Source organism: Finegoldia magna, assembly GCF_003182075.1.
Taxonomy (GTDB): Bacteria; Bacillota; Clostridia; order Tissierellales; family Peptoniphilaceae; genus Finegoldia; species Finegoldia magna.
On record NZ_QGTH01000032.1, the window covers coordinates 1 to 9,458 of the forward strand.

Here is a 9,458-nt window from a genome sequence, read left to right on the forward strand (position 1 = left end):
TTAGATAATTGTCTAAATCTCTATAAAAGTCTATTTTATGGTACTTCTCCATTTACGACAATTTGCTAACTCTCTATAAGTGCCTATAGATTTCTAGCAAATTGTCGTAAATTTGTCGTAAGCTGTCGTAAATTCTAAAATATAAATTTCATCGCTTTTTCAAATTCTCCCATCTGTTCTATCTTAAAATCTTCTGTTGCATCTACATATATATCCATTGTTGTACTAATATCAGAATGACCTAGAATAGACTGCATTGCCTTTGTATTTATATTTTGTTCATTAAGCCTTGTAGTAAAGGTGTGTCTGAAAATGTGATTGCTTAAATGTGGAACTAATAGAATATCATTAGAGTTCGATTTATTTTTATCCATTATACTTAAATTGCAATCTCTAACAATTCTTCTTAAAGCTTTATTAAGTGTTCCATTATTGTGAACCTTTCCGAATCTGTTTAAAAATACAAAGTCTTTAAATCCATCGATTGAATCACAACATACGATTCCAAAAGTCTTTTGTAACTCTCTTTCCATAAGAAAAGCATCTTTTACTTTTTGAACCATAGGAATACTTCGCTTACCTGATGCTGTCTTCGGTGTATTAATAGCATATCTATTGTTTAATCCTTTACCTTTACTATAATATACCAAAGTCCTATTTACATTTATAAGACCATTATCAAAATCTAGATCGTCCCATTGCAATCCTGTGACTTCTCCAACTCTCATTCCCGTCCAAAGCATAACAATGAATATTGGATACCATTTTCTATATTCATCACTATTAGATAAATATTCTTCAAATAGCACCTGTTCTTCTATTGTCATAGCTTTTTTCTTCGGAGATTCATTTCGATAAGCTACTTTCAATTCCTTCAAAGCATTGTCAGACGGATTAAACCTTATATATTCGTCATCCACTGCTAATTCTAATACCTGATGTAAGACAGTATGGACACAATCTATGGTAGAAACCATCAATCCCTGGTCTTCCTTTAATCTGTTATAAAAACTTCTAACATCAGATCTTTTAATATCAGATAGTTTAATGCGACCAAAAGTCGGTTCTACAAATTGTTGATACATATAGATGTAATTTTTAAAGGTATTATCCTTTAAACCTCTTTTAACCTTTGTCCATAGCTTAAAAGTATCATTTACAGACAAGCTACTTCCTTCGTTGTTGATTCCATCTATAGTATTGCGTAAAATATCTAATTCCTTTTCTCTTAATTCTTTTAGAGTTTTCGCATAGATAGATTTTCTACGACCTATTTTGTCTTGCCACTTAAATTCATAAGTGCCATTTGACCTTTGATATTCACCGTCTTTTAAAACAACCCCTTTACTATCTTTGCGTCTTTTTACCATAAAAATTCTCCTTTTTTGATAAAAGACACGCTATAATTATTATACCGCATTATGCGTGTTTTATATATACTTTTAGATTAAATAGAGAACTGTCTATTTAAATATTCTTCCATTAATTTTTTCTTAATAAGACGCTTACTTCCATTAAATAATACAAAATCACAATCATTTTCATCCGTTAATTGTCTAACTTTATCTTGACCAATATTAAAATATTCAGATGCTTCTTTTAATGTTAGAAATGCTTTCTCAGAAACACGAACACCTTTTATATTTTCGTTAATCATAAATCCTCCAAATAATATATTTAAAATATTTATTTTAATATTTTTAAAGTTTTTTGACATTGACAAGTGCCTTGGATTAGCAACATAGGAATCTCACCTCCGCCTCTGTTCAGGATGAGCCGGCTTCAACCTTAGAAGTATCATTATCCTCATTTTCTTCATAGCGAATAGGGTATCCCTCCCTATATTCAAACTCTTACTTATCGCTCCCTTTCTTCTTCCCTTGCTTTTAGCTTAGCAGTACTTATTTTGCCGAATTATTCATCAGAAAGATTTTGGCGGATAGGTTATCACGCTCCAAAAATGATTAACGTCTTGTCTTGGTCTATTCAATTGTTAAGGTTCAAATATTACTTAGATTTCTTTTAAAATAGAAAGAGGACAAAACTCCCCTCACTTTATAAAGGAAAATTTGCCCTCTTTGGTAACCAGAAACTATATTTCTTCTATAAATTTCTTTAGTTTTTCTAAAATCTTATCTCTCCTTTTTATTAAAGCAGGATGTGATATATTTTGAGTCTTTGCTACTGCACGAAGTGTTTCATCATTGAAATATAATCTTTCAATTATTTCTCGTTCATCCTTATTTAACTTTGACATTGCATTTCTTAATGCTTCAATCATCATTTGTGTAGCTACAACTTTTTCAACATCAACATTTTTATCTTCTAGATTATCTTCAAAATTCCCATCGTGATTTAGAGACGAAAAAAATAGCAAGTGGTTTTTCTTATCCACCTGCTCTAAATATTTTTCGTGTTCTCTTTCTTGCCAGTAGACTTTGTATATCTGCTCACTTACTTTGATTTTTTGCCCACCGACATAAAGGTAATATTCTTTTGTCATTTATGTTTCCTCCATTCTTTTTTTGTCTTTATGTTTTCAGACAAAAAAAGGAGGACTCCTGCTCTTGGGCATGGTTAGTCCTCTAAAATGAACGAAACTATTTTTAATATAGATTCTTTTTGGATTTGCTATATTATTTTTAACAGATATATTATATAAATATCGTCTTTCGATGTTTAAGTCTATTTTCTCCTTGTTTTAATATATGATAAGTTGAAATATTACATTTGCTCAATAAATTCAAATATTTTTTCTTCATTATTAAATAAGACAAACCTATCATAATTATTTTTATCTAGAGTTAAAGCAGAATTACAACACTTAAAAAGAAATTCCAAATCATGAGTTATAATAACTATTGAAATCTTTTTAGAATACTCATTTATAAGCTTAGCCATGATTTCCATATTCTTATAATCAAGTCCTGATGTTGGTTCATCTAATATGATTACTCGTCTATTTGATAGAAAAGCAGTAATTACAGCTAGCCTTTGTTTCTGACCTCCTGATAATTTTTGAGGATGTGATGTTCTTTTATCCCAGAGATTTATTTCCTTTAAAAGTTTTTTAATTTCTTCTTTATCAGATGATATAGACAGGAGTTCATTTTCAACTGTATCTAAAAATATTTGTGAATCTACATCCTGCTGAACTAGGTAAGAATTTTTTAGTCTTTCTTTTTCTCGTACACCTATACTTGTATCTTGATTTTTTCCAACAAGTCCAGTTATTATTCTTGATAGAGATGTCTTACCCGATCCATTTTTCCCAAGTATTCCTAAAACTTCTCCCTTCTTTAAATCAAAAGAAATGTTTTCTAAAATGCTTTTCTTACCAACACTTACATATATATTATTAAAAAATTCTACAGAATCTTTTTCAAAAAAATTTCTTTCAGTTTTTAAGTTTCTTTCTTCTAAAGTCCTAAGTCCTAATTCTTTGGCTAGATTATTATTAAAATTTTCTCTTGTAAAAATTTCATTGATTGTTGCACCTTTCATAAACACAATTCTATCAAATAAGTTTTTTAGATAATAAAGTCTATGCTCGGCTAATATTATGGTTTTACCCATAGATTTTAATTCTTTTAAAATCTCTTTAAAGCTTTCAATAGAATCATAATCTAGAGAAGAGGATGGTTCATCAAAAAATAAAATTTTACTATCTTGAATAAGAGCTGAAGCAATAGCTACTCTCTGTCTTTCTCCTCCTGATAGTGAAAAAATAGATTTATCAAGCAGTTTTTCTATTTTAAGCAATTTACTTATAGACTCTATCTTTTCTATAATCAAATCTCTTTTAATTCCCAAGTTTTCTGCCCCTAAGGCAATTTCATCATAAACATTTGTACAAAAAAACTGATCTTTGGGATTTTGAAAAACAATGGATAAAATTTTTGAAAGTTCTCCTTTTTTATATTCATTTATATCTCTTCCTAAAATTTCAACCTCTCCATCTAATTTTCCTTCATAAAAGCTTGGAAAAAGACCCGTAATTATTCTTATTAGTGTGCTCTTCCCACAACCAGAATTGCCTGTTAATACAATAAACTCTCCATCTTTGATATTAAATTTAATATTTTTTAAATTCTCATTTTCTCCATAAGAAAAAGATTTAATATTAACACTAATCACATTTTCCATAAACTTGCTCCTAGCATAATAACTGTGCTAATCCACATAAAATAATCAAATTTTGAAAATTGCAAATTATATATGGATGTTTTTTTACAATCTATTTCAATCCCCTTTAAAATAATTGAACAGGTTAATACATCGCTTATTTCAAGACATTTATAAAGTAAAGGCACAAAATAAAGCTCAAAAGTCTTTATTGGGTGAAATATACTAGTCTTAAATCCTCTTATCTTTTGTCCATCTTTTATTTCTTGGAGTCTTATTTTTATTTCAGGTATAAACCTAAAGAATAAAGCAATAGGAAGTCCAAAGCTTGTAGGCATTCCTCTATTAGTAAAAGAAGCTACAATAAAAGATGCCGAATATAGACTCATGACTCTTGCCATAATAAATATAGGAGCGTAAAGAAATATAATTCTAAGCATGAGATATATCGAGCCAATAAAGACACCACCCAAATAATTTTCTAAAATCCTTATTAAAATAAAAATTACAATCAAAAATAAAGTAAATTTAAAACTTAACTTTAGTGAATAAATGGATAATGATAATAAGCTTAATAGTAGACATATAATATAAAAAGCTTCATCTCCTATTGTGAGTATTATAGAAAAGATTATAATTAGCCCAATTATAGTAATTGGGCTAATTACTTCCTTTTTCTCTTTTTTACTTTTAACCAAGAACACTTTTTTTATTCCTACCAGCAAAAAACTTATTATAGATATATGATCCAAATTTTGCACCAATGATTGATGCAATTATGGAAATAACAAAACAAATTCCAATATTTGCAGGTGTGTAAAAGTTTCTTAAAAAGTCAAAGTAGTCCGCTCCCATCATTTCAAGCATCGCCTTAGATTTTGAAAAGAAAAACACAATTATCATAGGATGAAGTGAATATACAAACATACCCGCTCCAAAAGCAAGACCAACCTTACTATTGCCTCTATCATAATTTTCACTACTTCCCACTACAAGTTCAGCTAATATTCCAGCAATGGTATTTATAATTATAATAGGCCACATCCCCATAAGAGTGTAGAATAGTCCTATCAAAAAGAAATATAAAAATGCGGTCCCCCTCACCTTTACACTCCTTGCCAAAATTACAAATACTGGTGCTACTACAATCGTAGCAAAGGCACAAGACAAATATAAACTAGGCATTACACCTAAAGCTCCTGTAGCATAACCAAGTCCCATTGTTAACACAAATCCTATAACTGAAAAAACAGCAATTTTTACAATATTTTTTAAATTCATCTTCTCCTCCTTATTTAATTTTCCAATTTTCAGCTTTTTCTCTGATTTTAATGAAATCAGAATATATGCCTTCTTCTTTAATTAATTCATCATGTTCACCTTTTTGAACAATTTGACCCTTTTCTAAGACGATGATTTGATCAGCGTTTTTTATGGTATTTAATTTATGGGCTATCATAATCACCGTCTTCTCTTTCATTAATGAGTTAATCGCAATTTGTAATTTGTCCTCATTTTCTGGATCAACATTTGCAGTTGCCTCATCTAAAATTATAATTGGTGCATCTTTAATAATTGCTCTTGCTATTGATATTCTTTGTTTCTCACCTCCCGAAAGATTAGCACCCCCTTCTCCTATTACTGTGTCATATCCCTTTGGCAAAGCCATAATAAAATCATGACACGCAGCTTTTTTTGCAGCATTTATGACTTCCTCATGACTTGCATTAGGATTTCCAAATTTTATATTGTTTTCAATAGTATCATTAAAAAGATATACTGATTGAAAGACTATGGAGATATTATCCATCAATTCTTCTAAACTAATATCTTTTATATTTACTCCACCTATTGTAATATCTCCACTATCTACATCCCAAAATCTAGCAATGAGCTTTGATAGGGTTGTTTTCCCAGCTCCTGATGGTCCTATAAATGCCACAGTAGTTTTTTCAGGAATTTTAAAAGATACCTTATCGATTATTTTTTTATTTCCATAGGAAAAAGAAACATTATTAAATTCAATATTTCTTTTACTTGTTAACTTTAGACCAGACTTCGATTTCATCTCACTAAGCGACATAATATCATCAACTTTATCAATAGAACTTGCTACTATTCTTAGCTCTGACATTGAAGATCCTGCCTCCTGAATCTGAGAAAATATCATATAAGACATAATCAATGTCATCAAAGAGTTTGTTAAATTCATAGTTTGATCAAAATAAAATCTAATAGCCAAATACATCAATATAAATGATGCAACATTTAAAATTAGAGAAGAAAAAATTGTAAAAGGAGTAAATCTTCTCTCTACTTCTAAATTAGTTTTTTTACTCTCAAAAATAGCATCTCTTGTGTTTTTATCTCCCTTACCCGTTAAATTAAATGATTTAATAACAGGCATGGCTTGTATATGTTCTAAAACTCTATCAGATAAATTAATTTGGGCATTGGCTCTTTTGGGAGCAACTTTAGCTGAAACTTTTTGCATTCTATCACTAACATAAAGGTATATTAATGTTGCTATTGCAACTACAATCCCAATTCTAATATCAAAAATAAAAACCATGATAGTAAAAACAAAGGCTGTTAAAAATCCAGTAAGCATGGTTATGAGAATTGAAGGAACAGTGTTTTCTGTTTCGCTTAGCCCTGTTGTTAATATCCCTGAAATATTTTCCATTTTTGAATTATTTAGTAAACCCATTGGAATTTTTTTCAACTTATCTGTCATTTTAATTCTTGCATTTGCAACCATAAAATAACCTGCATGAGTTTGTCTTAACTGTGCGTAATAATTTGTTATCATTCGTCCAAATATAGATGCAAGAATAATAGCAAAAGACATTAAGGATGTTCTTAATTTTTCTCCATTATTTACAATACTTAACAAAATAAAATAAACGGCTCCCATTTGCAAAACATAAAAGAATGCATGAATTACTGATATAACTAAAGATTTATTTAAGTTTGACTTCTCCTTAGCTGAAAACCTCCAAATTTTACTTAAGGTTTCTAACATATTAATCCTCCTTTCCTATACTTGTTTTCCAAAGCTTCTTATAAGTCTCTGAAGAATTTAGAAGATCTTCATGCTTACCAGAGTCTTCAATTTTTCCATTATTTACTACAAAAATCTTATCCGAATCTTTTATTGTATATAATCTGTGTGCAATCACGATTACAGTTTTATTTTTAATTAATTCATTTAAAGAATTTTGAATTAAATATTCATTTTCTGGATCCATATAGGCCGTTGCTTCATCAAATATAACTATAGGGGCGTTTTTTAGCATTGCTCTAGCTATAACGATTCGCTGCCTTTCGCCTCCAGAAAGACTTTCTCCCTGTTTTCCAACCCTAGTTTCATATGCATTTTCCAAATGAGATATAAATTCATGACAGCCAGCTTTTTTTGATATCTCCTCAACTTCTTTATCGCTCGCCTTAGGGTCACCCATTCTTATATTTTCCCTTATAGTATCATCAAATAAAAAGTTGTCTTGGGACACAAAAGAAACCTGATCATAAAGTTCTTCTAAAGGAATGTTTTCATAAGGAATATCTCCCATCTTAATCACACCCTTCTTTACATCCCAAAATCCTGCAATTAATTTTGCAATAGTAGATTTTCCACCACCTGACAAACCTACAAAAGCATTTTTAGTTCCTTCTTTTATTTGTAAGGAAATATCTGATAAAATTTCTTGACCATCTTCGTACTCGAAACTCACATTATTAATCTCTATATCATGATTTTTAATAACAATTTTTTCTTCACTGTGAATTTGCTCAGTCGAATTAAGAACAGACTCCACATTTTCTACTAAAGTGCCTACTTGAGCTCCTATAGTTGTAAATCTCATCATAGTATTTAGTAATCCTTGTAAGGAAAAGGATAAAATTATGGAAAGTAGATATCCTGTTAAGGATAAAGATCCATTCTTATAAAAGATATATCCCAATGGAAGTATAGCTAGAAGAGTAGTTGGGGTGATTGCTTTTGACATTGACATTCCAAATTGAGTTTTTGTCATCCAGTCATAATAATATTTAGCATTAGCATAAACTTTGTCGGTGATTTTTTTATAAGTTTTATCCGTCTGATTATATGACCTTATCACTTCTAACCCATTTACGTATTCTACAAGAGAAGAATTCATTTCTCCTCCGATTTTCATCGCACCAGCAAAATTATCTCCATAAGATTTAAAAACACTTGCCATAAAAAACATACCTATTGGAAATGATACGAGGGATAAGAGTCCCATTCTCCAGTCTACAAACAAAAGATATAAAAATACAAAAACAGGACCTAGTAAATTTGCTGTCATTTCAGGGAACATGTGAGCAAGTGGACTCTCCATACTTTCTACCTGATCAACTATTTTTTGCTTAAAAGCTCCACTTGGAGTTTCGCTTATTGTTCCAAGAGAAAGTTTAGGAAGTTTCTCTATCATTTTTATCCTAATATCAGCAAGTATAGAAAAAGTAGCCTTGTGGGAAATAGATAGAGACCATGCATATAATAAAGTTTTTAAAGCATAACCTAGTAGTCCAGTTAAACACCATAAGATATAGTAATTTTTATCAGTATCATTTGATATAAGTCCTTCAGCAATTTTTCCTCCACTTATAAAGGGAAGTATTCCAAAAATAACTCCAAGACTTGCGAGTAGCACTGACAGATTTAAACTTGACCTATGATTGTTCGCCAATTTCATTAGTTTTTTAAATTGATTTTCTTTTTTCAAAATTTCCACCTCCATAAAAAGATAACTTAGTTATCATATTTTTAAAAAAATTAAGGATTATAATCCCCTAATCTTTTTCCAACCATCATTAAAAAATCCCGCTATAATCTTTGCATTATAAACTGCTTCTTCCTTACTATTAGAATGTACTACTAATTCTGATAGTGCATAAATGTAAGCATGGTTTATAAGATGTAGTCCCTCATCAGTAATAACGCTCCTATATCCATTCTTATAAATTAGATTTAAAATTTTTTTATGATTTTCATCTTCAAATCCTATAATTTCATCAATAAAGTTCTCGTATTTTGTACCATATGAAGAAAAAATCAAAAGCTCAAAAATATCTTTATTATCATAAAAGAAAGATACGGACTTTACAGATGCTTCTTCTTTCATTTTCAGTATTTCTAATAACTTATTTTTACTTAACTCTTCATCAGATTCATAAGTTTTAAGACTTTTGTCTTCATAATTTTTATAAATATCAAGAATCTGACTTGCAAAAGGTTCTACCAAATTTGTAAACAAATTTTCCTTATCATCAAAATGACGGTAAAAAGCTCCTGTAGTTAC

At 29.7% G+C, this 9,458-nt stretch carries 9 protein-coding genes; all 9 read right to left on the reverse strand.

Annotated features, from left to right (window positions below; all coding sequences use genetic code 11):
• Positions 1–134: 134 nt before the first annotated feature.
• The gene (locus DES33_RS09030) at positions 135–1,370 is read right to left on the reverse strand and encodes a site-specific integrase (RefSeq protein WP_110058773.1); all 1,236 of its coding nucleotides are present in this window, start codon (positions 1,368–1,370) and stop codon (positions 135–137) included.
• 77 nt (positions 1,371–1,447) lie between these two features.
• Positions 1,448–1,657 (reverse strand): excisionase, encoded by a 210-nt coding sequence (locus DES33_RS09035; protein ID WP_009345237.1) that lies wholly within the window; start codon positions 1,655–1,657, stop codon positions 1,448–1,450.
• 435 nt (positions 1,658–2,092) lie between these two features.
• Complete coding sequence (locus tag DES33_RS09040; protein WP_047199838.1) at positions 2,093–2,503, reverse strand: sigma-70 RNA polymerase sigma factor region 4 domain-containing protein; 411 nt, start codon at positions 2,501–2,503, stop codon at positions 2,093–2,095.
• A gap of 221 nt (positions 2,504–2,724) precedes the next feature.
• Positions 2,725–4,146 carry an ABC transporter ATP-binding protein gene (locus DES33_RS09045; RefSeq protein WP_019118516.1) on the reverse strand — a complete coding sequence of 474 codons (1,422 nt, stop codon included), beginning with the start codon at positions 4,144–4,146 and terminating at the stop codon, positions 2,725–2,727.
• On the reverse strand, positions 4,134–4,850 hold the full coding sequence (locus DES33_RS09050) for an energy-coupling factor transporter transmembrane component T (protein WP_249033636.1): 717 nt from the start codon (positions 4,848–4,850) through the stop codon (positions 4,134–4,136). The genes DES33_RS09045 and DES33_RS09050 overlap by 13 nt, the downstream gene beginning before the upstream one ends.
• Positions 4,816–5,406, reverse strand: coding sequence for an MptD family putative ECF transporter S component (locus tag DES33_RS09055; protein WP_019118518.1), 591 nt, complete (start codon positions 5,404–5,406; stop codon positions 4,816–4,818). Before DES33_RS09055 ends, DES33_RS09050 begins: the two co-directional genes overlap by 35 nt.
• A gap of 10 nt (positions 5,407–5,416) precedes the next feature.
• Positions 5,417–7,150, reverse strand: coding sequence for an ABC transporter ATP-binding protein (locus DES33_RS09060; protein WP_019118519.1), 1,734 nt, complete (start codon positions 7,148–7,150; stop codon positions 5,417–5,419).
• Position 7,151: 1 nt separating this feature from the next.
• A complete protein-coding gene (locus DES33_RS09065) occupies positions 7,152–8,882 on the reverse strand; it encodes an ABC transporter ATP-binding protein (protein ID WP_110058774.1) in 1,731 nt (576 codons plus the stop codon).
• Between the two features lie 57 nt (positions 8,883–8,939).
• Positions 8,940–9,458: TetR/AcrR family transcriptional regulator (locus DES33_RS09070; RefSeq protein WP_110058775.1), on the reverse strand; the 519-nt coding region annotated here is incomplete at its 5' end.

Excerpts from the sequence above, each read along its gene's own strand:
- DES33_RS09030 (WP_110058773.1), bottom strand. The coding sequence starts at position 1,370 with ATGGTAAAAAGACGCAAAGATAGTAAAGGGGTTGTTTTAAAAGACGGT.
- DES33_RS09045 (WP_019118516.1), bottom strand. The coding sequence starts at position 4,146 with ATGGAAAATGTGATTAGTGTTAATATTAAATCTTTTTCTTATGGAGAA.
- DES33_RS09040 (WP_047199838.1), bottom strand. The coding sequence starts at position 2,503 with ATGACAAAAGAATATTACCTTTATGTCGGTGGGCAAAAAATCAAAGTA.
- DES33_RS09055 (WP_019118518.1), bottom strand. The coding sequence starts at position 5,406 with ATGAATTTAAAAAATATTGTAAAAATTGCTGTTTTTTCAGTTATAGGA.
- DES33_RS09060 (WP_019118519.1), bottom strand. The coding sequence starts at position 7,150 with ATGTTAGAAACCTTAAGTAAAATTTGGAGGTTTTCAGCTAAGGAGAAG.
- DES33_RS09035 (WP_009345237.1), bottom strand. The coding sequence starts at position 1,657 with ATGATTAACGAAAATATAAAAGGTGTTCGTGTTTCTGAGAAAGCATTT.